20 protein-coding genes are annotated in these 21999 nt (G+C 71.4%); 10 read left to right on the top strand and 10 right to left on the bottom strand.

All coding sequences use genetic code 11. The features are described from left to right. Positions 1-22: 22 nt before the first annotated feature. On the top strand, positions 23-616 hold the full coding sequence (locus tag FRAAL_RS05215) for a DNA-3-methyladenine glycosylase I (protein WP_041940183.1): 594 nt from the start codon (positions 23-25) through the stop codon (positions 614-616). A 32-nt stretch (positions 617-648) separates the two neighbouring features. On the opposite strand, the gene deoC is transcribed toward FRAAL_RS05215, so the two are convergent. After that, positions 649-1428, bottom strand: a complete 780-nt coding sequence (gene deoC, locus FRAAL_RS05220; protein ID WP_231861673.1) for a deoxyribose-phosphate aldolase — start codon at positions 1426-1428, stop codon at positions 649-651. A gap of 37 nt (positions 1429-1465) precedes the next feature. Between deoC and upp the strand changes: the two genes are divergently transcribed. After that, positions 1466-2104: a uracil phosphoribosyltransferase gene (gene upp, locus FRAAL_RS05225; RefSeq protein WP_041938874.1), complete on the top strand. Its 639-nt coding sequence runs from the start codon at positions 1466-1468 to the stop codon at positions 2102-2104. A gap of 86 nt (positions 2105-2190) precedes the next feature. Here upp and FRAAL_RS05230 read toward each other — a convergent pair whose 3' ends face one another. Both FRAAL_RS05230 and FRAAL_RS05235 read right to left on the bottom strand, forming a co-directional pair. Further along, positions 2191-4143, bottom strand: a complete 1953-nt coding sequence (locus FRAAL_RS05230; protein WP_011602402.1) for a phospho-sugar mutase — start codon at positions 4141-4143, stop codon at positions 2191-2193. 39 nt (positions 4144-4182) lie between these two features. Next, entirely contained in the window at positions 4183-4995 is an 813-nt protein-coding gene (locus tag FRAAL_RS05235) for a purine-nucleoside phosphorylase (RefSeq protein ID WP_011602403.1), read from the bottom strand. 39 nt (positions 4996-5034) lie between these two features. Between FRAAL_RS05235 and FRAAL_RS05240 the strand changes: the two genes are divergently transcribed. From FRAAL_RS05240 to FRAAL_RS05255, 4 genes are all read left to right on the top strand, one after another. Then, positions 5035-5424 (top strand): hypothetical protein, encoded by a 390-nt coding sequence (locus FRAAL_RS05240; protein ID WP_041938875.1) that lies wholly within the window; start codon positions 5035-5037, stop codon positions 5422-5424. Between the two features lie 238 nt (positions 5425-5662). After that, entirely contained in the window at positions 5663-7519 is a 1857-nt protein-coding gene (aspS, locus tag FRAAL_RS05245) for an aspartate--tRNA ligase (RefSeq protein WP_011602405.1), read from the top strand. Positions 7520-7618: 99 nt separating this feature from the next. Continuing rightward, a complete protein-coding gene (locus tag FRAAL_RS05250) occupies positions 7619-8767 on the top strand; it encodes a glutamate--cysteine ligase (protein ID WP_011602406.1) in 1149 nt (382 codons plus the stop codon). Positions 8768-8856: 89 nt separating this feature from the next. Beyond that, on the top strand, positions 8857-10074 hold the full coding sequence (locus tag FRAAL_RS05255; protein ID WP_011602407.1) for an amidohydrolase: 1218 nt from the start codon (positions 8857-8859) through the stop codon (positions 10072-10074). A gap of 19 nt (positions 10075-10093) precedes the next feature. Here the strand turns inward: FRAAL_RS05255 and FRAAL_RS05260 are convergent, their stop codons facing one another. Further along, complete coding sequence (locus FRAAL_RS05260; RefSeq protein WP_011602408.1) at positions 10094-10534, bottom strand: gamma-glutamylcyclotransferase family protein; 441 nt, start codon at positions 10532-10534, stop codon at positions 10094-10096. 190 nt (positions 10535-10724) lie between these two features. Here FRAAL_RS05260 and FRAAL_RS05265 point away from each other — a divergent pair, with 190 nt between their 5' ends. Both FRAAL_RS05265 and FRAAL_RS05270 read left to right on the top strand, forming a co-directional pair. Beyond that, complete coding sequence (locus FRAAL_RS05265; protein ID WP_011602409.1) at positions 10725-12206, top strand: NAD(P)H-quinone dehydrogenase; 1482 nt, start codon at positions 10725-10727, stop codon at positions 12204-12206. Positions 12207-12761: 555 nt separating this feature from the next. Next, positions 12762-14027: an HNH endonuclease signature motif containing protein gene (locus FRAAL_RS05270; RefSeq protein ID WP_231861515.1), complete on the top strand. Its 1266-nt coding sequence runs from the start codon at positions 12762-12764 to the stop codon at positions 14025-14027. Between the two features lie 46 nt (positions 14028-14073). Here FRAAL_RS05270 and FRAAL_RS05275 read toward each other — a convergent pair whose 3' ends face one another. The 4 genes from FRAAL_RS05275 to FRAAL_RS05285 all read right to left on the bottom strand — a co-directional run bounded on the left by FRAAL_RS05275 (position 14074) and on the right by FRAAL_RS05285 (position 18400). After that, positions 14074-14472: a DUF5313 family protein gene (locus FRAAL_RS05275; protein WP_041938876.1), complete on the bottom strand. Its 399-nt coding sequence runs from the start codon at positions 14470-14472 to the stop codon at positions 14074-14076. Between the two features lie 61 nt (positions 14473-14533). Then, positions 14534-16294 (bottom strand): acetyl/propionyl/methylcrotonyl-CoA carboxylase subunit alpha, encoded by a 1761-nt coding sequence (locus tag FRAAL_RS05280; RefSeq protein ID WP_011602412.1) that lies wholly within the window; start codon positions 16292-16294, stop codon positions 14534-14536. Between the two features lie 116 nt (positions 16295-16410). Beyond that, complete coding sequence (locus tag FRAAL_RS31335) at positions 16411-16716, bottom strand: acyl-CoA carboxylase subunit epsilon (protein WP_306280639.1); 306 nt, start codon at positions 16714-16716, stop codon at positions 16411-16413. A gap of 88 nt (positions 16717-16804) precedes the next feature. Next, positions 16805-18400: an acyl-CoA carboxylase subunit beta gene (locus FRAAL_RS05285; protein WP_041938877.1), complete on the bottom strand. Its 1596-nt coding sequence runs from the start codon at positions 18398-18400 to the stop codon at positions 16805-16807. A gap of 301 nt (positions 18401-18701) precedes the next feature. Here FRAAL_RS05285 and FRAAL_RS05290 point away from each other — a divergent pair, with 301 nt between their 5' ends. Further along, the gene (locus FRAAL_RS05290; RefSeq protein ID WP_308204172.1) at positions 18702-19658 is read left to right on the top strand and encodes a biotin--[acetyl-CoA-carboxylase] ligase; all 957 of its coding nucleotides are present in this window, start codon (positions 18702-18704) and stop codon (positions 19656-19658) included. 63 nt (positions 19659-19721) lie between these two features. After that, positions 19722-20255 (top strand): PH domain-containing protein, encoded by a 534-nt coding sequence (locus FRAAL_RS05295; RefSeq protein WP_011602416.1) that lies wholly within the window; start codon positions 19722-19724, stop codon positions 20253-20255. 31 nt (positions 20256-20286) lie between these two features. On the opposite strand, the gene FRAAL_RS05300 is transcribed toward FRAAL_RS05295, so the two are convergent. Further along, positions 20287-21000, bottom strand: coding sequence for a hypothetical protein (locus FRAAL_RS05300; protein ID WP_050997013.1), 714 nt, complete (start codon positions 20998-21000; stop codon positions 20287-20289). Positions 21001-21028: 28 nt separating this feature from the next. Beyond that, positions 21029-21862, bottom strand: a complete 834-nt coding sequence (locus FRAAL_RS05305) for a hypothetical protein (protein ID WP_083866709.1) — start codon at positions 21860-21862, stop codon at positions 21029-21031. Positions 21863-21999: the final 137 nt, after the last annotated feature.

Here is a 21999-nt window from a genome sequence, read left to right on the forward strand (position 1 = left end):
CCTGACGGTGCCCGCCGGCCCGATGCCGAACCGGCCCGCCCCCGCGGGCGCCGTGGTCGGAGCCGACGGGCGGGCGCGTTGCCCCTGGGGCCTGTCGGCGCCGGAATACGTCGAGTACCACGATGAGGAGTGGGGCCGCCCGGTCCGGGACGAGGTGAGTCTGTTCGAGCGCCTCACCCTCGAGGCGTTCCAGTCCGGGCTGTCGTGGTTGACGATCCTGCGCAAGCGACCGGCATTCCGGTCGGCCTTCGCCGGGTTCGACCCGAGTGTGGTCGCCGGGTTCGGGGCCGCCGACGTCGAGCGGCTGCTCGGCGACGCCGGCATCGTGCGTAACCGCCGCAAGATCGAGGCCACGATCGTCAACGCCCGGGCGGTGCTCGCCCTCGACCGGCCGCTGCCCGAGCTGATCTGGTCGCACCGGCCGCCGCAGCGGGCCAGGCCGGCCACCCTCGCCGACGTCCCGGCGAAGACCGCCGAGTCGGTGGCGCTGGCGAAGGGGCTGCGCGCGACCGGCTTCGTGTTCGTCGGCCCGACCACCGCGTACGCGCTCATGCAGGCCTGCGGTCTGGTCGACGATCATCTGGCGGCCTGCTGGGTTCCCCAGATGTCCGCGTAGCCGCGTCCCGGGGCGGGGACGCCGGGGTCGGATCAGGCGGGGAAGCCGGCGAGGACGTCGGCGGAGGCGGACAGCCCGAGGCGGGTTGCACCGGCCTCGAGCATGTCCTTCGCCTTCTCCGCGGTCCGGATGCCGCCGGAGGCCTTGATTCCGAGCCGTCCCCCCACCGCCTCGGCCATCGCCCGCACCGCTCGCACGCTGGCCCCCCCGGCAGGGTGGAATCCGGTGGACGTCTTGACGAACTCGGCGCCGCCGGCCTCCGCCGCCCGGCAGGCTGCGATGATGTTCGCGTCGGGCAGCAGGGCGGTCTCCAGGATCACCTTGAGGATCACATGCGGCGGCACCGACAGGCGGACCTCGGAGATCTCGGTCTCGATCGCCCGCCAGTTCTCGTCCAGCGCGTTGGCGATGTCGATGACCATGTCGATCTCCGTCGCGCCGTCCGCGACGGCCCGGCGGGCCTCCTCGGCCTTGATGACGGTGAGATGCGTGCCGTGCGGAAAGCCGATCACCGAGGCGACGGCGAAGGCGGGCTCGGCCTCGTGGCTGCTGCGGTACGTGCTCGCCGCGGCGAGGTAGACGTGGGTCGGGGCCACGCAGACCGCGCCGACGCCCAGCCTGGCGGCCTCGGCACACAGCGCGAGCACCTCCTCGTCGGTCGCGGCCGGGGCCAGCAGGGTGTGGTCGATCAGCCGGGCGACCTCGGCCCGCCGCAAGGTGGGCCGGGCGCCCTCGGCCGTGGTGGGGGCGCCGCCCGCCGCTTCCTCGGCGGGACGGTCGGGTCCGGCGGGGTCGGTTGTCATACGTTGCATCATTGCCGATCCCGTCCCGCGCTCGAGGAGTCAGTCCGTGCATCTGCACGTCGTGGACCATCCCCTGGCGGCCTCGTCGCTCACCGTGCTCCGCGACGAGCGCACGCCGCGCTCCCGTTTCCGGCCGACCCTGCACGACCTGGCGACGATGCTGGTCTACGAGGCGACCCGGGCGCTGCCGACCATGCCCGTGACGGTGACGACGCCGCTGGCGACGACGGCCGGGGTGCGACCGGCCGCCGAGGCGGTCGTCGCCCCGGTGCTGCGCGCCGGCCTCGGCATGCTGCCGGCGGCGCTCGGCCTGCTGCCGGACGCCCACACCGCCTTCATCGGCCTGGCCCGGGACGAGACCACGCACCGACCCACCGTCTACCTGGAGGCCGTGCCCGCCGATCTGACCGGCCGGCCCGTGCTGCTGCTCGACCCGATGCTCGCCACCGGTGGTTCGGCGTTGCACTGCCTGCGGTTGCTGCTCGACCGCGGGGCGCGGGGCATCACGGTCGTCGCGGTCGTCGCCGCGCCGGAGGGGCTGGCGGCGCTGGAGTCCGGCCTGCCGGTCGCGGCGGCGGCGGAGCTGACTGTGGTGGCCGCAGCCGTCGACGAGCGGTTGAACGACACCGCCTACATCGTCCCCGGGCTCGGCGACGCCGGCGACCGGATCTACGGGGAGATGTGATCCACGGGAAGATGTGCGGAGTGCGGAGTGCAGCGGTGCCGGCGGACGGCCTGGGCGTGCACGGTTGGCTGCGGGTCACGGGGCGGCTACCCGAGCTGGCCGAGTAGATCGTCGACGGCGGCGGTGAGCTCGGCCAGCCGGGACCGGGCTCGCTCGCGGGCCGCGGTGACGGCGCTGACCACCGTGTTCTCGGTGTTCTCGGTGTTCTCGGTGTCCTCGGTGTCCTCGGTGTCCTCGGTGTTCTGGGGGGTCGCTGTGTCGTCGACCGGCTCGACGACCTCGAGGTAGACCTTCAGCTTCGGCTCGGTCCCGCTCGGCCGGAAGGTCACCCGGTCGTCGCCGAGGAACAGGACGAGAATGTCGGCCGACGGCAGGGCATCCGCCGTCGGCAGGGCATCCGCCGTCGGCGGGACGCCGTCGTCGAGGAGATCGCGCCGGCCCGTCACCGCGCGGTCCGCGAGTCGAGGCGGGGGCTGGGCGCGCAGTCGCCGCATCGCCGTGGCGATCCGGGCGGCGTCGGCGAAGCGGACTGAGCGCTGCCCGGTCTCGTGTACGCCGATCCGCGCCGCCAACTCGTCGAGGAGATCCAGCAGGGTCCGGCCGCGCCGCTTCGCGGCGGCGGCGATGAGCGTGACGGCCAGCGCCGCGGTGATGCCGTCCTTGTCGCGCACCAGGTCCGGGACGAGGGCGTAGCCGAGCGCCTCCTCGTAACCGAAGACGAGTCCCGGATCCGCCCGCATGATCCACTTGAAGCCGGTGAGCGTCTCGCGGTATTCGACCCCCCAGCTCCGCGCCAGCGCGCGCAGGCCGGACGAGCTGACCAGGGTGGTCGCCACCGGGCCGGGCCGGTGGCGGAGCACCTGATCGGCGAGGAGCAGGCCGATCTCGTCGCCGGTGAGCAACCGCCCGCCCACCGCGACGGCGCAGCGGTCCGCGTCGGGATCGGTTGCCAGCACCAGATCCGCGCCGATGCGGTCTCCGAGAGCCAGCGCCCGGTCCATCGTGCCCGCCTCCTCGGGGTTCGGCCGGGAGACGGTCGGGAAGTCCGGATCGGGTTCGGCCTGCTCGTCGACGAGTGCCGGGGCCGCGAGCCCGGCGGCGGCGAAGACGGCGGCGAGAGTCCGGGCGCCGACCCCGTGCAGCGGGGTGTACGCGACGATCGCCGGCACGGGCACGGGCACGGGCTCGGGCTCGGGCTCATCCGGGCCGGCCGTCGGCGCAGGGTCGGCCGTCGGTGCCAGGTCGAGGACTGCCGCCACGGCGGCGTGGATGTAGTCCTCGACGAGCCGTCCGTCGAGCTGGCGCCAGGTCTCGGCCATCGGTATTGCGGCGGCCGGACCGGCGGCGGCGATGCGCCGTTCGATGTCGGCGTCGGCGGGGGCGACGAGTTGCGCACCGCGACCCGGGTCCGGCTCGGCGCCACCCAGGTAGACCTTGTAGCCGTTGTCGGTGGCCGGATTATGGCTGGCGGTGACCATCACGCCGGCGTCGGCGCGCAGGTGACGCACGGCGAAGGCCAGCACCGGCGTGGGCAGCGGCTCGGGCAGGACCAGGGCGCGCAGCCCGGCCCCGGCGAGGACCCGCGCGCTGTCCAGCGCGAACGCCTCGCTGCGGTGCCGAGCGTCGTAGCCGATGACGACCAGGGCAGGCGCGGCCGGGGTGCCACCCCCCGCTCCCGCCTGCGCTCCCGCCCGCGCCGTCGTGTCTGCCTGGGCGCCCGCCGGCGCGACCGCCTCTGCCGGCACCGTGGCGCGCAGCCAGGCGGCCAGGCCGGCGGCGGTACGGCGCACCACGGCCGTGTTCATCCCGCCGGGTCCGGCCCGCAGCGGCCCGCGCAGCCCCGCCGTCCCGAACCGCAACGGCGCCCGGAACCGGTCGGCGAGTTCGTCGAGCGCCGCCGGGTCGCGGACGGCCTCGGCGCACAGCCGGGTCAGCTCGGCCCGGTCCGCGTCGTCCGGGTCGTCGGCGAGCCAGGCCCGGACCCGTCCGGCCAGCGGATCGGGCAGCCCCGGCGGCAGGTCGGTGGCCGACGCCGTCATGGTCTCGCCGTGGCCGGTGCCGTCACGATCTCGCCGTCTCTAGAGCCGGGCGGCGACGTCGGCGAGCAGAACCCCCATGCGTTCCGCCGCGGCCGCCCCGGCGGCCAGCACTTCCAGGTGGTTCAACGGCTCGCCGGTCATGCCCGCCGCAAGGTTGGTCACCAGTGACACGCCCAGCACCTCGGCGCCGGCGGCCCGGGCGGCGATCGTCTCGTGCACCGTCGACATGCCCACCAGATCGGCGCCCAGCACCCGCAGCATCCTGATCTCCGCGGGCGTCTCGAAGTGCGGTCCGGGCAGGCCGGCGTAGACACCCTCCGACAGCGACGGGTCGACCTCGCGGGCCAGGGCGCGCAGCCGTGGCGAGTAGGCGTCGGTGAGATCGGTGAAGGCGGGTCCCACGAGCGGTGATCGTCCGGTCAGGTTGAGATGGTCGGAGATGAGGACCGGCTGGCCGATGGTCATGTCGGCGCGAAGCCCGCCGGCGGCGTTCGTCAGCACGACCGTCGACGCACCCGCGGCGCAGGCCAGCCGCACGGCGTGCACCACCTGTGACAGCGCGTGGCCCTCGTACGCGTGCACCCGGCCCAGGTAGACGAGCAGCCGGCGGTCCTCGAGGCGCAGCGACTGGGCGACCGGCCGATGACCGGGCACCTTGGTGCCCGGTGGAAAGCCCCCGAGCTCGGCGAAGGTGACTTCGGTGACCTCCCTGGCCCGTCGCGCGAGCACGTCCGCGGCCGGGCGCCACCCCGAGCCCAGCAGAATCGCCACGTCGTGCCGCCCGGCCCCGGTCAGCTCCGCCAGCCGCGCGGCCGAGGCCGCCGCATCCGGTTCCTCCGCCTGCTCTCGCACCCGGCGACTGTACGGGGTGCGTGGAGGAGACTGGCGTGCGTGCCCCTGTTGCCGTCCCACCGCCGGCTCCCGTCCGTGCCGCTGGAGTCCGGTGAGTTCACCGAGGTCGTGTTGCGGGGACGGCTGACCGATCCCGACGGGCCGGGACGGCTGACGTCGAAGGTGGAGACGTTCGTCGGCCATCGGGTCGGTGCCTCCCGGTGGATCGTGCTCACCGACAGACGGCTGCTCGTCGTCGCGCCGTTTCCCCGGGACGGCGACTGGTTCGACGTCGTGTTCGACCGTCGCGAGGTGAGCGCCTCCCGCGGGGTCAAGCACGGCGACGTCATCACGGTGGAACTCAGCACGCCGCGCGGACGCCAGGTCCTGCGCGTCCCGGCCCGGCTGCGCACCGAGGCCGGCCGCTTCATCCGCGCGCTGCGTCGCTAGGCGACCGGTCGGGCGCGCCGGACGGCGGACGACCGGGACCACCTTCTCGGGTGGGGGCGAGCCTCTCGCGTGGGTGCGCGACCTGACGCGAGGCGCGGCGGCCTGACCGGACCGTCCCGACGCAGCGGCCGATAAGGTCGGGACGGGATCCCGCGGCGGGCGTGACGATATCGCCACAGCACTGGCGTGACACCGCGCCCGGTGGGCCGAACCGGACAGCGATGGGAACAACGGACCGATGACTACAACCCAGCCGGCCACCGGCGAGCTACCGATCCCGGAGCCGGGGGTCTCCGCGGCCAGCGGGCAGCGTACGGCCATGCGCACGCATCTGTGCGCTGACCTGCGGGCCGATCACGTCGGCCGGACCGTGTCGGTGTGCGGCTGGGTGGCCCACCGCCGCCAGCACGGGCAGTCGCTGACCTTCGTCGACCTGCGGGACCACTCCGGCCTCCTGCAGGTCGTCGTCGACGGATCCGTCGACGTCCGCTCCGAGTACGTGTTGCGAGTCACCGGCACGGTGGCCATCCGGCCGGAGGGCACGGCGAACCCGGCGCTGGCGACGGGGGAGGTCGAGCTGCGCGACTGCGCTGTCGAGATCCTGTCGGTCGCCACCCCGCCGCCGTTCCCCCTCGACGACCGGGCCGACGCCGTCGACGAGTCCACCCGGCTGGCCTATCGCTACCTCGACCTGCGTCGGGAGCGGATGCAGCGCAACCTGCGGACCCGCTCCGCGGTGCTGGGCGCGATGCGCGCCGCCCTGGCGCCCCTCGACTTCGTCGAGGTGGAGACGCCGCTGCTGATGCCGTCGACGCCGGAGGGTGCCCGGGAGTTCATCGTCCCGTCCCGGCAGTTCCCGGGAAGCTTCTACGCCCTGCCGCAGTCGCCGCAGCTGTTCAAGCAGCTGCTCATGGTGGGCGGGACCGACCGCTACTTCCAGTTCGCGCGTTGCCTGCGGGACGAGGACCTGCGCGCTGACCGGCAGTACGAGTTCACCCAGCTCGACCTCGAGATGAGCTTCGTCGACCAGGACGACGTGCTCGACGTGATCTCCGCCGCGGTGCTGGCCGCGGCGCGGGCGGTGCGGACCGACACGGTGCCGCCGATCGAACGGATCACCTGGCACGAGTCGATGAACCGCTTCGGCGTCGACAAGCCGGACCTGCGATTCGGGATGGAGCTCGTCGAGCTCACCGCGATCTTCGCCGGCAGCGGCTTCAAGGCGTTCGCCGGCGCCGAGGCGATCAAGGGCATTCGGGTGCCCGGTGGCTCGGCCGCGCACAACCGGCGCCGGCTGGACGATCTCACCACGCGGGCCAAGGCACTGGGCGCCAAGGGCCTGGTGTGGATGCGGGTGGGCGCCGGTGGTGAGCTGGAGTCGCCGGTGGCGAAGTTCCTCTCGGCGGACGAACTCGCCGGGATCGTCGCCGCGACCGACGCCGTCGAGGGCGACCTGCTGCTGCTGGTCGCCGACGCGTGGGCGACCACCTGCGAGGTGCTCGGACAGCTCCGCAACGATCTCGGTCGCCCGCCGGCCGGCCAGGGGCCGCTGCGGTTCGTGTGGGTGGTGGACTTCCCGCTGTTCGTCGGCGTCGACCCGGCCACCGGGCGGCCCAAGCCCGGGCACCACCCCTTCACCCGCCCGCATCCCGACGACATCGCGAAGCTGGAGAGCGAACCGCTCGCGGTGCGCAGCCGCGCCTACGACCTGGTGCTCAACGGCTGGGAGCTCGGGTCCGGTTCGATCCGGATCCACGAGAGCGCCCTGCAGCAGCGCATCTTCGGCCTGCTCGGGATCACGCCCGACGAGGCGAACGCCCGGTTCGGCTTCTTCCTCACCCCGTTTGGCTACGGTGCGCCGCCGCATGGCGGTTTCGCGGTCGGCATCGACCGGTTGGTCGCCATCCTCGCGGGTGAGGAGAACATCCGTGAGGTCATCGCCTTCCCGAAGACCCAGTCCGGTCTCGACCCGCTGACGGGGGCGCCCACCCAGGTGACCGACCGTCAGCTTCGTGAACTGGGCGTACGAGTCATTGCCGCGGCCCCCCCGGCTACGGCGGCTGCGCCGGCCTCCGCGGGAGGGGAGCGGGGGTAGGAACGGCTCGAATGGGTACTCAGCTCCTGCTGTCCGTGAGCCGAGCGGAACGGTGACGGCCGCCCGACACCGGCATCGGCCCCGATCCGAGGAGCCCAGGTGCAGATTCCCTTCTCGTCCTCGACGAGCTCCAGTCTCGGCATCGAGTGGGAACTGCAGCTCGTCGACCAACAGTCCCGCGAGCTGCGCGGCGAGGCCACCCTCATCCTCGACGAGCTGCGGGCGAAGGTCGGCGAGCGGGAGGCGGCCAAGGCGAAACACGAGCTGTTCGAGTCGACCGTCGAGGTCATCACCGGGGTCTGCGGGTCGGTGGGGGAGGCGACCGCCGACCTGGCCGGCACGGTGTCGCTGCTGCGTGACCTGGCGGAGCGGCGCGGGGTCGGCCTGATGTGCAGCGGCACCCATCCCACCAGCGACTACGCCGGGCAGCGCATCACCGACGACAACCGGTACTCGCGGCTGGTCAGCCAGATGCAGTGGCTGGCCCGCCGGCTGCTCATCTTCGGCGTCCACGTGCACGTCGGGGTTCGTTCGCCGGACAAGGCGATGCCGATCATGAATGCCCTGATGGTGTACATCCCGCATTTCCTCGCCCTGTCCGCCTCGTCGCCGTTCTGGCTGGGCGGGGACACGGGCCTGGCCTCGTCGCGCTCCCAGGTGTTCGCCAGCCTGCCCACCGCGGGCCTGCCCTACCCGCTGGAGGACTGGCCGCGCTTCGAGTCCTTCATGGAGACGCTCATCGCGGCGGGCACGATCGAGACGATCCGGGAGGTCTGGTGGGACATCCGGCCTCATCCCAACTTCGGGACCGTGGAACTGCGGATCTGTGACGGGCTGCCGACGCTGCTGGAGGTCGGTGCGGTCGCCGCCCTCGCACAGTGTCTCGTCGACCGGATGAACACCCAGATCGACCGCGGATACCGGCTCCCGACACCGCAGCGGTGGCTGGTGCAGGAGAACAAGTGGCGGGCGGCCCGTTACGGCCTTGACGCGCAGATCCTGATCGACGACCGCGGCGGGGTGCGATCGGTCCGCGACGACCTCGTGGACCTCGTGGAGGATCTGCTTCCGGTCGCCCACCGGCTGGACTGCGCGCAGCAGCTCGCCGACGTCCTGGTGATCCTCGAGACCGGGGCGAGCTACACCCGGCAGCGGGCGGTGGCCCGGCGGGCCGATGGAGATCTCACCCGGGTCGTCGATACCCTGCTGGAAGAGATGAATACCGGCCGTCCGGTCGTTGCCGGATAGGTGCGTCGGCGCGCACCCGACGGTCCGGTATCCGAAACGGCGCGCGTCAGGGCCCGTGCGGCGCCCGCAGGGAGGAGCCCGGCCGGCAGATGGAGGCCAACGAGACCGCGGCCGTCGCCCGATGGGTGACCGCGCATGAATCCGAGCTGGTCGCGCTGCGCCGTGACCTGCACGCCCACCCCGAGCTCGGCCGGCAGGAACGGCGGACGGCCGGGCAGGTGGAGGCGAGGCTGCGCGCCGCGGGACTGTCCCCGCACCGGTTGCCGGACGTGCCGGGGCTGTGGTGTGACATCGGCGTCGGGGCGGATCGCGATCCGGCGGCCCCGGTGGTGGTCGTCCGGGCCGACATGGACGCGCTCCCGCTGCCGGACGGCAAGGACGTCGTGTATCGCTCGACGGTGCCCGGCGTGGCCCACGCCTGTGGGCATGACGTGCACACCACCGTGGTGCTGGGCGTCGGTCTGGCTCTCGCCGAGTACACGCGTACGGCGTCGCTGCCGGGGACCGTGCGTCTTGTCTTCCAGCCGGCCGAGGAGCTCATGCCCGGCGGGGCGCTGGACGTGATCGACGCCGGCGCGCTGAAGCCCGCCTCGGCGGCGATCGCCGTGCACTGCGATCCCGCGCTGGACGTGGGCACCATCGGGCTGCGGACCGGGCCGATCACCTCCGCGGCCGACGCCATCGAGATCACGATGGCGGGGCCGGGTGGCCACACCTCGCGACCACAGAACACGGTCGACCTGGTGTACGCGATCGTCCGGCTGGCCGCCGACCTGCCAGCCGCGCTTGGCCGGCTGGTCGATCCACGGTCGGCGTTGTCCCTGGTCTGGGGGCAGGTGCAGGCCGGCACCGTCGCCAACGCCATCCCCCGCACGGGGCAGCTGCGCGGGACCATCCGCACGCTGTCCCGAGAGACCTGGGAGTCCGTCCCCACCCTCGTGACCCGGGTCGCCGAGCAGCTCGTCGCCCCCTACGGCGCGCAGATCGTGGTCGACTACCGGCGCGGCGTGCCTCCCGTCGTCAACAGTGCGGAGGTCGTCGACGTGTTCCAGAGCGTCGTCGATCGCGCCCTTGGCCATGGCGCGTCCACCACGGTGGCGCAGTCCCTGGGCGGGGAGGACTTCGGCTGGTATCTCAACCACGTGCCCGGTGCGCTGGCCCGGTTGGGTACCCGCGTTCCGGGGGGTCCCACCTACGATCTGCACCAAGGGGCCTTCGACGTCGACGAGCGGGCCGTCGGCGTCGGGGTGCGGCTGCTGGCCGGCGCCGCCCTGGAGCTGCTGCGCCGCCCACCGGCCTCCCTCTGACCTGCGCTCGCCCGGCCGACTATGCCGTCGGCCGGGTGCGGAGCTCCTTGACGTAGTCGGCAGGAGCCCCTGCCTTCTCGGCGGAATCGGCGATCATGTCGAGGTACCACCGGGAGGGCAGGCCGCCCTCGTAGGAGTTCAGCACGTAGGTCCAGGCGAGAGCCTCGCCGTCCAGGGTGGACACCCTGACGCGGATGCGGGTGTACAGGCCGGTGTCCGCGCCTTCCCACACGTCGAGCCGCTCCAGGTCATAGCGGTCGAGGTCGTACAGCAGCACATACGCATGGTTGCCGGGTGACTCGACGATCGTGGCCAGCGCCCCGTCCCAGCCCACGTTCTCACCGCCGAAGGTCAGGCGCCAGCCGTTGATCCATCCAGTGCCGGTGACGGGCGAGTGGGGGGCCCGCTCCTTCATCTGCGCCGGGTCGAGATTGCCGGCGTACGCCGCGTACAAGGTCATCGTCGTCTCTCGGGGTGACGGTGCGTGGCTATAGCTGCTATTTCCGTCTCAAAGGTGGAAGAAGGATGTCTCGTGGACTTCGCGCATGGTGGCTTCCGCCTGTGATCCTACGGAGCTCTCCGCACCGGGAGGAGCGCAGCCGCCGAGGCAGGGGAAGATGAAAGGAGGAGATGTCAGATCGGGAGGGCACGTGACGCGCATCGTCATTCTCGGTGGAGGGCCTGGCGGCTATGAATCGGCGCTCGTGGCTGCGTCGCTGGGCGCGACGGTCACGGTCATCGACTCGGATGGGATCGGCGGCGCCTGTGTGCTCACCGACTGTGTTCCTTCCAAGACGCTGATCGCGACTTCGGAGACTATGACCAATATCGCACTGGCGCCGGGGCTCGGTATCCGCCCGCATGGACCGGGCGCGGGGACCGAAGCGGTGCTGCCCGCCGTGGCGTGGGGCATGCGAAGCGGTCTGGACGGGGGTGTTCCTCCGCTCACGCCGCCGGAGGTCGTCAGTGTGGATCCGGAGCAGGTGTACGAAAGGGTTCGGGAGCTTGCAAAGGCCCAGTCCCTGGACATCGAACGCCGACTCGAGCGAGAGAAGGTCGAGGTGGTCCACGCGGCGGGCCGACTGGTCGGGCCGCATGCGATCGAGACGAACACCGGCGAGACCTTCGTGGGTGACGTGATTCTCGTCGCCACCGGGGCGAGCCCGCGGGATCTTCCGACCGCCCGCCCGGACGGCGAACGCATACTCACCTGGCGCCATCTCTACGATCTCAAGGAGATTCCGGAGCATCTGGTCGTCGTCGGCTCCGGCGTCACCGGCGCCGAGTTCGCCAGCGCCTACCGGGCGATGGGCGCGGAGGTCACCCTCGTGTCGTCCCGCGAACGGGTCCTGCCCGGCGAGGACCCGGACGCCGCGCGCGTCATCGAGGATGTGTTCGTGCGGCGTGGCATCGAGGTGCTCAACCGCTCGCGCGCCGCCTCGGTCCGCCGCATCGGCGACGGCGTGATCGTCGAGCTCACCGACGGTCGCACCGTCACGGGGAGCCACGCTCTGATGGCGGTCGGATCCGTTCCCCGCACGAAGGGGCTCGGCCTGACCGAGGTCGGTGTTCGCCTCGGTCCCGGCGGGCACGTGAACGTCGATCGGATGTCGCGCACCTCCGTGCCCGGCGTGTATGCGGCCGGCGACTGCACCGGCGTTCTGCCGCTCGCTTCGGTGGCCGCCATGCAGGGCCGGATAGCAATGTGGCACGCCCTCGGGGAGGCGGTGAGCCCGCTGCGACTCGGGACCGTCTCCTCCAACATCTTCACCGAGCCGGAAATCGCCACGGTCGGAGTCACCCAGGTGATGAAGGACACGGGTGCCGTCGCGGCCGAGGTGACCACCGTGCCACTCTCGCGCAACCCTCGCGCGAAGATGATGGGGATTGAGGACGGTTTCGTCAAACTGTTCTGCCGGCCGGGCAGCGGCAGCGTGCTCGGTGGCGTGATTGTCGCCCCGCGCGCGTCGGAGCTCATCCTTTCTGTCTCGCTCGCGGTCGAACACGGTCTCACCGTCGATCAGATCGCGCACACCTTCTCCATCTACCCCTCGTTGTCCGGATCGATCACCGAGGCTGCCCGGGTTCTGCGCCCCCGGGACTTCTTCGCGGGCTTCGACAACGCGGGGTGAAATCGACTTCGGCCGGCGTCGACCTTCGGTGGAGTGATGGCGACGGCCGCGCCGGTCGGCGCGGCAGCGGTCGGTGCTCGCTCCTCGCCGCCGGGACTGGTTCGGATGACGGTGTGAGCATAGGCCGCTCCCGCCGCCGGATCCACCGCCCGCCGCGTTTTCGGCACCGTCTCTAGGTTGTGGTCGCCCGCTGGTCGGTCCCGAGTGCACTGGTCGAGCATCAATGATGGCTCGAGCATTTTCTAGGGGTTGTGGTCGTGCATCTCGCAGGGCGCTCGTCGTGGATGCGGAACCTGCTTGGCGGAGGCGGCCGGCATCGACTATGCTTGCGAACGTGTGTTCGATGGCTGGAGTCGATGCTCTCGCGCGACTCCCGGCCGCCGATCGCGCAGACATGGATCGGGCGTATCTTTTCCGGAGCCTGACCCTTCCGGCGATCTACCCGCGGCAGGTGGCGCAGTGTATTCATTTTCTGAATTCTGGAAAGCGAATGATCCGGGCGGAGGGTCCGGCGGGGAGAAAGACGCTGGTGCCCCGGATCCGCAAGCAGCGGCTGTGGACGAACGTGACGTGGCCGGCATACTGGAATCGCCGTTCGCGCAATGGGTGGAGAATCTCGACGCGAGCGCCTGTCTGCATCTCGACGTGCAGATCGAGCGGGAGATCGCGCGCTGGGAGGCCGCCCGGCTGGTTGTCCGGGCGAGGTTTGCTCGGCTACGGCCGCCCGAACTCGACGGCGGCGAACAGCGCTACCAGGCCTTCGACGAGTTCGCCGGGGACGAACTGGCTGCCGAGCTGAGGCTGTCGCCGGCGGCGGGCGGCAGGCGGCTGGCCTTCGCGGTCAGCGCGGTTCGCCGCATGCCCGCTGCGGTCAACGCTCTCGGCTTCGGATCCATCGACCTGGAGCGTCTGAGCGCGCTGGAGCGACTGACGGCGAACCTCACGGACGAACAGGCGGACGAGGTCGCCGGAGGAGTGCTGAGCAACGGCGGCGGCCGCCCCAGTCACAGCGCCTTCGCCGCCGCCGTGCGGCGCCGCGTCATCAAGGTGGACCCGGAGGGTGCCGAACGTCGGCGTCGAAAGGCGGCGAACGCACGTCGGGTGACGATCCGGGCCGAGGCCGACGCGATGGGACGCCTCTCGGCCCTGCTGCCCGCAGACCGCATGGTGGCGGCCTTCCAAAAGGTCGACGGGCTGGCGAAGAAGGCCGGAACGACGCAGGACGAGCGAGACCTCGACCAGCGGCGTGCCGACGTCCTCTACGACCTGATCATGGGAGATGACCGCGATCGCATCAATATCGAGATGCAGGTCATCGTGCCGGTGGAATCCCTGGCGGGCCTGTCGGAGAAGCCCGGCGAAATCCCGGGCTACGGGCCGATACCCGCCGAGATCGTCCGCGAGATGGCGGCCAACCCGCGATGCACCTGGCGGCGGATCCTCACCGACCCGGCGGAGGGACGGGTGGTGGAGACGGCGAGTCGGCGATTCCCATCCGCCGCGTTGGCCCGGTATATCCGGGCTCGTAATCCCACCTGTGTCTTTCCAGGTTGCGACAAACCGTCAGCCGCCTGCGATCTCGACCATACTCGGCCGCGCAGCCACAGCGGCAGGACGGAGGAAGGCAACCTTGGCCCGGCGTGCCGCCGCCATCACCGGCTCAAGCACGCCGCGGACCGGCCGCGCGGAGCCGCACCTTCCGCCACGACCAGCCCGGTGACGCGGTGGAAGGTTTGCCAGGTCAGACCCGGACACTTCATCTGGACGAGTCCGGAAGAGCGCACCTATCACGTCGGCCCGGTGCACCATGAGCAGGAATGATCATCCTTGGGCGCCGGTCAGGCCGGGGACGGCGTGGAGCCGACGGTTACTCGTCATCCTCGTCCTCGTGCGGCGGAATCACGGGTGGCAAGCCGTGTTGTTCAAGCCGCCGGTTCCGGAAGAAGCCGCTGGTGGCGAAGCCCAACCCCGCCCCGGCGACCAGGAGGAACGCGACCGTCGCCGCGCGAACGGCCAGCTCGCCCGGAAGCAGAGCGAAGACCACGGCAAACGGCAGCATCAGAACGAAGGGGCGTGCCGCCTGCCGCGTCCGCCAGCCTGGGGCGGTCAAATCCTGGGAGATCCACGCGTTGTAGGTCGGAGGAAGTGTCCCGCCGAGGAGATAGTGGACACGGCCGGTCAGCGGTGGCCGTCGCGCCACCGCCGGCGGGGCTGTCGCCCCCGTGTCCTGCCCGCGCACCGTCGCGCTGTCTTCGCCGCCGTCCATACCCCGCAGCTTATGAAGTGGACGGCCGGCAGGAAGACAGCGCGGCGGGCGGAGAGGCAGATCAGTCCTTGATCTCACAGAGAACGGCACCACTGGTGACCACCGCGCCCACGGCTGCGGTCAGACCGGTGACGGTGCCGCCGCGATGAGCATTGATCGGCTGCTCCATCTTCATCGCTTCCAGCACGATGATGAGGTCGCCGGCGGCGACCGTGTCGCCGTCGTTGACAGCAACCTTCACGATGGTGCCCTGCATGGGACTGGTCAGGGCGTCACCGGTCACCTTGGTGGCCGCCGCGCCGCGGGAAGACCGCTTGGGCGCGGCACCACGCGACGCGGACGAGGTCGAGGTGGCGCCGAGCCCCGCCGGCAGCACGACCTCGAGACGCTTGCCGCCCACCTCGACGATGACCGACTCCCGGGGCTCGGGCGTGGTGTCGGCGTCCGTGCCACCGCTGAAGGCCGGGATGGTGTTGTCGAACTCGGTCTCGATCCACCGGTTGTGGATGCGGAACGGCTCCGCGGCGTCCTCGGGAGCGAAGGCCGGGTCCCGCACGACCGCACGATGGAACGGCAGTGCTGTGGCCATGCCGTCGACAACCATCTCGTCCAGCGCACGCCGGGCACGCTCCAGCGCCTCCTGGCGGGTCGCACCGGTGATGATGAGCTTGGCGAGCAGGGAGTCGAAGGCGCCCCCGATCACGCTGCCGCTCTCGACTCCGGTGTCGAGACGTACGCCCGGACCGGCCGGCGAGACGAACGTGGTCACTGTTCCCGGAGCGGGAAGGAAGTTGCGGCCGGGGTCCTCCCCGTTGATCCGGAACTCGATGGCGTGGCCGCGGGGAGCGGGGTCGGTGAAGTCGAGCGCCTCACCCTCCGCGATCCGGAACTGGGCGCGGACGAGGTCCACGCCGGACACCTCTTCGGTCACCGGGTGCTCGACCTGGAGCCGGGTGTTCACCTCGAGGAAGCTGATCATGCCGTCGCGGGCGACCAGGAATTCCACGGTGCCAGCGCCGACGTAGCCGGCCTTCTTGCAGATCGCCTTGGACGCCTCGTAGAGCTCGGTGAGCTGCTCCGCGGAGAGGAACGGCGCCGGCGCCTCCTCGACGAGCTTCTGGTAGCGCCGCTGCAGCGAGCAGTCCCGGGTGCCGACGACGACGACGTTGCCGTGGCTGTCGGCGAGGACCTGCGTCTCCACGTGCCGGGGCTGGTCGAGGTAGCGCTCCACGAAGCATTCGCCCCGGCCGAAGGCGGCGACCGCCTCTCGGACCGCGCTGTCGAACAGTTCGGGCAGTTCCTCCGCGGTCCAGGCGACCTTGAGCCCGCGGCCACCGCCACCGAACGCGGCCTTGATGGCGACCGGCAGGCCGTACTGCTCGGCGAAGGCGACGACTTCATCGACGCCGGCAACGGGATCGGCGGTGCCCGGCGCGAGCGGCGCGCCGACGGCCAGTGCGATGTGGCGGGCCGCCGTCTTGTCTCCGAGGCGGCGAATGGCCTCGGGCGGCGGACCGATCCAGGTAAGGCCGGCACCGATCACAGCCTCGGCGAAATCCGCGTTCTCCGAGAGGAAGCCGTATCCAGGATGAACAGCATCCGCTCCGGACGACTTGCAGGCATCGAGTATCTTGTCGATGCGTAGATAGGAGTCGCCAGGGGTCGTACCACCCAGCGCGAATGCCTCGTCGGCGACGCGCACGTGCAGTGCGTCGATGTCCGGTTCGGCGTATACCGCAACGCTCGTGTATCCGGCGTCGCGGCATGCGCGGGCCACCCGAACCGCAATCTCTCCCCGGTTAGCAATGAGGATCTTACGCACGTTGCTCCCGTCCTCGTCCGGCCTGCCTGAAGTCTAGGCGAGTCGGGCCGCACAGTTCGCTCTTGTTGTGCCTGGATGTGATGCCACCGACATCCCGGCGTCACCTGTCGGTTCGGTTACCAACCAGCTCGGGTGCGTACACCCGGGCTCATCCCGGAGCGTCGCCACGAACCTGCTCCGGTAGCGAGTGGGGCACGCAGCGCCTGAGCCGGATCCGCCCAGGCGGAGCGCACGGGAGACGGACCTTCCACCGGAACCGCGCGCGCCGCCAGAAGCGCGACCACCGCGGCAATCTCTTCGGGTGTCGCGTTCCCACGGATCAGACGTAGCCGGGGCCGGCTGGTCTGTCCGTCGTCGTCCTGGGCCACGGTCCTCTCCTCACTCGACCTCCGGCCGCGCACCGTGCGCAGCCTGCCGTCCATCGTCGTCCCTCGTCGCGTGTTCGCTCGTCCAGCGGGTGCGCGCGTGGGAAGCGGACCGGCTGCGTGCCGGCGAAAGTCCGGGGCCGAACTACAGCGGGATGTTGCCGTGCTTCTTCGGCGGCAGGGACTCCCGCTTGGTACGCAGCAGGCGCAGGGCTCGAATGATCTCCCGGCGGGTCTCGGACGGGTTGATCACCGCGTCGAGGTACCCGCGTTCCGCCGCGATGTACGGGGTCGCGAAGTGATCGTTGTAGTCCTCGATGAGCTCCGCCCGGCGGCTGTCCGGAGACTCTGCCTTGGCCAGATCGCGCCGGTAGATGATGTTCACAGCGCCCCGGGCACCCATGACGGCGATCTCGGCGGTCGGCCAGGCGAGGTTGATGTCGGCCCGCAGGTGCTTCGACCCCATCACGTCGTACGCGCCGCCATACGCCTTCCTGGTGATGACGGTGACCTTGGGGACGGTCGCCTCGGCGTAGGCGTAGATCAGCTTGGCGCCTCGCCGGATGATCCCGTTCCATTCCTGGGAGGTACCGGGCAGGAAGCCGGGCACATCGACCAGGGTCAGCACCGGAATGTTGAAGGCGTCGCAGGTCCGGACGAAGCGTGCGGCCTTCTCGCTGGCGTCGATGTCGAGGGTGCCGGCGAACTGCATCGGCTGGTTCGCCACGACCCCGACCGATCGGCCGTCCACTCGCCCGAAGCCGACGATCAGGTTCTGGGCGAACTGGGCGTGGACCTCGAGGAAGTCCCCGTCGTCGACCAGGCGCTCGATGATCTGATGCATGTCATACGGCGTGTTCGGCGAGTCCGGGATGAAGGTGTCGAGCTCGGGATCGATCTCGGCGCCCGGGTCGTCCACCGCGTCGTAACTCGGGGTCTCGTCGAGGTTGTTCGACGGCAGGAACGACAGCAGTGCCCGCGCGAGCTCCAGGCACTCCGTCTCGTCGGCGGCCTGGAAGTGCGCGACCCCGCTGCGCGAGTTGTGGGTGGCGGCACCACCCAGCTCCTCCATCCCGACGTCCTCGCCGGTGACCTCTTTGATGACGTCCGGGCCGGTGATGAACATGTGGCTGGTCTGATCGACCATCAGCGTGAAGTCCGTGATCGCCGGGGAGTACACGGCGCCGCCGGCGCACGGCCCCATGATCAGGGAAAGCTGTGGGACGACACCGGAGGCCATGACGTTGCGGTAGAAGATCTCGCCGTACAGGCCGAGCGAGACGACACCCTCCTGGATGCGGGCCCCGCCGGAGTCGTTGATACCGACGACCGGGCAGCCGGTCTTCAGCGCCAGATCCATGATCTTGACGATCTTCTCGCCGAAGACCTCGCCGAGGCTCCCCCCGAAGACCGTGAAGTCCTGGCTGAACACGCAGACCTGGCGGCCGTCGACGGTGCCGTACCCCGTCACCACGCCGTCGCCGTACGGGCGGTTGGCCTGGACGCCGAAGTCGTGCGCCCGGTGCCGCGCGAACGCGTCGGTCTCGACGAACGAGCCCGGGTCGAGGAAGGCCTCGATCCGCTCACGCGCGGTCATCTTGCCCTTGGCGTGCTGGGCGTCTACCGCCCGCTGCGACCCGGCGTGGACCGCGTCTTCGTTCACGCGCCGCAGTTGGGCAAGTCGCCCTGCGGTGGTGTGCGGGTCGGGAGCAGAATCCTCGGCGGACGCGGGAAGAGCCATAGGCCGCAGCGTACGACCCCTGTGGGCTCACGTGCGCGACTGTTGTGGAGTTGATCTCATCGATTGACCGGAATCTGGGGCTCGCCTCCGGTGGGCCGTATCGAAGGTCACAGCATCCCACTTCTGGTATCCCCGGTCGGGTACCAGGAGCGCTCTGCACGTCGGCGCACTGGCCGACTCGTGGCATCCGGCACAGATCGGACGACGTGAGGTTGGTCTCGTATCGCCCGGACCATCGGTGTGTCGATGCGCGCCCCGAGCCTGCGCTCGTGAGACGAACCGCTCTGGCAGGCTGTCTGCCGTGAGCTCGACGCCGGATTCCGCCCCTGCGGAACCGCTCCAGGATCCAGCTGCGCCCGCCGCCGCCGCCGCCGACGACGCCGCCGACGCCGGCCGAGGTCGGTCACCAGGCCCGGCCGGTGACCGGGGTCCCCTCGACGCCACGCGGCTGACGGCTGCCGCGGCGGCGGCCGGGATGGACCTGACCGTGATCCAGGAGATCGACTCGACGAACGCGGCCCTGGCCAGAATCGCGCGGGGGGAGACCGGCGATCCGGCTCTGGGCGGGCTCTCGCGACAGTGGCGCGAAGGCTCAGAGCCCGGGGTCGCCCCCCACGGCCGCGCTCTGGTCCTCGCCGCGGAACGGCAGACCGCCGGGCGTGGGCGGCTCGACCGCTCCTGGGAGTCCCGACCCGGGGCCGGCCTGACCGTGTCCCTGCTCATCCGACCGCGGACCGCGGTCTCCCGGCTCGGCTGGCTGCCGATGGTCGTCGGCACGTCGCTGGTCGCCACGGTGCGGGCCGTCGCCGGCGTGCCCGCGGTCCTCAAGTGGCCCAACGACGTCCTGGTCGAGGGCGGGAAGCTGGCCGGCATCCTGGTAGAGGTTGTTCCGGTGCCGGCGTCCGCGCCATCGGTGGTCATCGGCTTCGGGCTCAACGTCAACGCGGAACCGGACGAGTTGCCGGCCCGGTCCACGAGTCTGCTGCTCGCCGGCGCCCATCCGGTCGCCCTGGACCGCACCGAACTACTCGGACGGATCCTCACCGGGCTCGTCGACGCGCTTGCCGCCTGGGAGGCCGATCCTCAGGCGGCCCGCGCCGCCTATCTGGCGGTGTGCGCGACGATCGGTCGGGAGGTCCGCGTCGAGCTCCCGGACGGCTCGGCCGACATCGGCAGGGCGACGGATGTCGATCTCGAGGGGCGGCTCGTGGTGGCCGGTCGTGCTTACAGCGCCGGAGACGTCGTCCACCTGCGGTGACGGCGGGCAGGGCGGACTCCGCAAGCCGGCCCGCCACGCGACGGACCCGAATGTGGCCTGTCGGTGCCGGATGCGACGATCGTCACCGTGGCGTTCCCCGACGACATCCTCACCCAGGACGAAGAGGTTGTCCTGCATCTGCACCCGCACTGGGTCAGCCTGATCATTCCGGCGCTCTGGACGGTGGTGGCTCTCGTCCTCGCGGTGCTGGGCGTCTTCTTCGCGCCTGGTGGCGTGGTGCAGAAACCCGTCCAGTACCTGGTGCTGTTCCTCGCTCTCGGGGCGATCGCCTACCTCGGCGCGATGCCCTGGCTGCGCCAGCTCACGACCCACTACGTCGTCACCAGTCAGCGGCTCGTGATCAGAGAAGGCCTGATCACCCGTGCCGGCCGGGACATCCCGCTCGCCTGGCTGGTCGCAGCGACGGTGCGGCAGAACGCCATCGACCGCCTGCTGGGATCGGGCAGCCTGATCGTCGAGACGGCCGGTCAGCGCGGCCGGGTCGTTCTCTCGTGCATGCCGCACGCGCACAGGGTCCAGGAGACCCTCGCCGAGCTCTCGGCGCCGTACCGGCCGCGGGGCCGTCCCGACTACTGAGACCACCCCGTCGACCAGGTCAGGGCTCTGTTCAGAGCGGGTCGTACTCGCGCCACCAGGCCAGGAGCCGGCCTGCATCGGGATCCTCGGTGGCGAAGCCGACCAACTCGTCGTCCACGGTCCAGAACACCGCGAACCGGTCCGCCTCGGCCGTGCAGAGGAAGGTGCCGCGGCGCCGAGCGCTGTGGGCCCAACGCTCGATGCTGGTCTGACCCCGGGCGCAGTCCCCGGCGTCGGTGAGCTTCGCCGACCGGCGTTCGACGTCGCCTTGCAGCGCGGCAGCGTCCCGGTACCGCAGGACCGACAGCCGCGCCGGCGCCGGGGTCTCGGTCGAGACCCCGGGGGCGCAGGTCAACGCCGCCGCCACCCCGTCACCATCACGAGGGGCGGCCCGGCAGTCGGTGACCGCGAACGGCCGCAGCGAGGCCAGCAGCCGGGCATCGGCCGGATCGAACGTCACGCTCGGCGCCGGGCTCCCGACCGTGCGGCCGCCGCTGGAACGATCAGAACCCGAAACGGCGGTGCTCGGGGCGGGCCGCCCGGTGGAGGCCTGATCCGAACCGCCGCTCACCAGCAGCCCGACGGCGACGCCCGCACCGATGATGACCGCGCCGGCGAGGCCGGCCACAACGGCTCGCCGCCGTCCGCCGCCGGTGCCCGCAGCGCGGTGATCCCCGTCCCCGACCAGCGACCCCTCGGGGTCGTCGACCGGTTCCGGCGAGGTGGTCTCGTCGGGATCCTGCATGCCGTCCGCCCTCCCGAACGATTGTCACTCAGCGGCGCAGCGGGGTGAACGAGTGCCACCAGTCGTTGATGCGAGCAGCCGTCGGATCGTCGGCGGAGAAGGCGATCAGATGGTCGTCGTACGTCCAGAACTCGTAGAACCTGTTCGCGAAGAAGTAGCACAGGCGGCTGCCACCGGTAGCGTCGGCGGGCGAGCTCCACCGTTCCGAGCTCTGCTGCCCGTCGTCGCAGTTTCCTTCGTCGAAGTAGAACGTTTCCCGGGCGCCGATCTGTCGATCCAGTGCGGAACGGTTCGGGAAGTGGAACGCGCTGACCTCCATCCCCGACGGCGCTTTGCAGATGAGGGTGGCGTCGGCGTAGGCGCTGTCGCTGCGTGCCGGAGCAGTACAACCGGTCATGACGGCGGGATTGAGCAGAGATCGCAGGATCTCCCGCGGATCGCCCCCGGCCTCGGCCCCCGTGCCCGTGGTGGCCGTCCCGGCGCCCGCGGGGCGGCCCTGGGCGGCGGTGGTCGACTCACCGCCTCCGTTGCCCCCGGTGAACGCCAGGACTCCGAACACGATCACCAGGACCAGCAGCAACCCGCCGCACCCGATCAACAGGCGCCGGTCGACCAGCACCTTGTTCCGGTCGGCTGCGGGCCGGCGGGCGCCCTCCCGGGCTCCACCGGCCGTGGGCTCGGAGCCGTCGCCGGCCGGTGGCGGCAGTCCGGGCAACAGGCCCGGCAGGGACGCCGGGCGACCCCTGTCCGGGACGGGCGCGGTGGGGGCGGCGGGCAGGGGGAAGGCGTTGTCGCGGCCGGGTACCGCGCCCGGCGGGAACCCGTTCGGACCGGCCCCGGCCGGGAACGGGCCATAGGGCACGGGACGGTGCTCCGGCACCGCACGGGGACCGGCGCCGGCCGGCGGCGGGTACCCGCCGATCGGCCCGGGCGTGGGAAAGCCGGGCGGGGGAGCGCCGCCACCCCGGGCAGCGCCAGCGGCCCTCGCGGCGTCGAACG

This window comes from Frankia alni ACN14a (assembly GCF_000058485.1).
Lineage (GTDB): Bacteria > Actinomycetota > Actinomycetes > Frankiales > Frankiaceae > Frankia > Frankia alni.

Excerpts from the sequence above, each read along its gene's own strand:
- FRAAL_RS05215 (WP_041940183.1), top strand. The coding sequence starts at position 23 with ATGCCGAACCGGCCCGCCCCCGCGGGCGCCGTGGTCGGAGCCGACGGG.
- deoC (WP_231861673.1), bottom strand. The coding sequence starts at position 1,428 with ATGCAACGTATGACAACCGACCCCGCCGGACCCGACCGTCCCGCCGAG.
- FRAAL_RS05230 (WP_011602402.1), bottom strand. The coding sequence starts at position 4,143 with ATGACGGCGTCGGCCACCGACCTGCCGCCGGGGCTGCCCGATCCGCTG.
- aspS (WP_011602405.1), top strand. The coding sequence starts at position 5,663 with ATGACTACAACCCAGCCGGCCACCGGCGAGCTACCGATCCCGGAGCCG.
- FRAAL_RS05255 (WP_011602407.1), top strand. The coding sequence starts at position 8,857 with ATGGAGGCCAACGAGACCGCGGCCGTCGCCCGATGGGTGACCGCGCAT.
- FRAAL_RS05260 (WP_011602408.1), bottom strand. The coding sequence starts at position 10,534 with ATGACCTTGTACGCGGCGTACGCCGGCAATCTCGACCCGGCGCAGATG.
- FRAAL_RS05275 (WP_041938876.1), bottom strand. The coding sequence starts at position 14,472 with ATGGACGGCGGCGAAGACAGCGCGACGGTGCGCGGGCAGGACACGGGG.
- FRAAL_RS31335 (WP_306280639.1), bottom strand. The coding sequence starts at position 16,716 with ATGGACGGCAGGCTGCGCACGGTGCGCGGCCGGAGGTCGAGTGAGGAG.
- FRAAL_RS05285 (WP_041938877.1), bottom strand. The coding sequence starts at position 18,400 with ATGGCTCTTCCCGCGTCCGCCGAGGATTCTGCTCCCGACCCGCACACC.
- FRAAL_RS05300 (WP_050997013.1), bottom strand. The coding sequence starts at position 21,000 with ATGCAGGATCCCGACGAGACCACCTCGCCGGAACCGGTCGACGACCCC.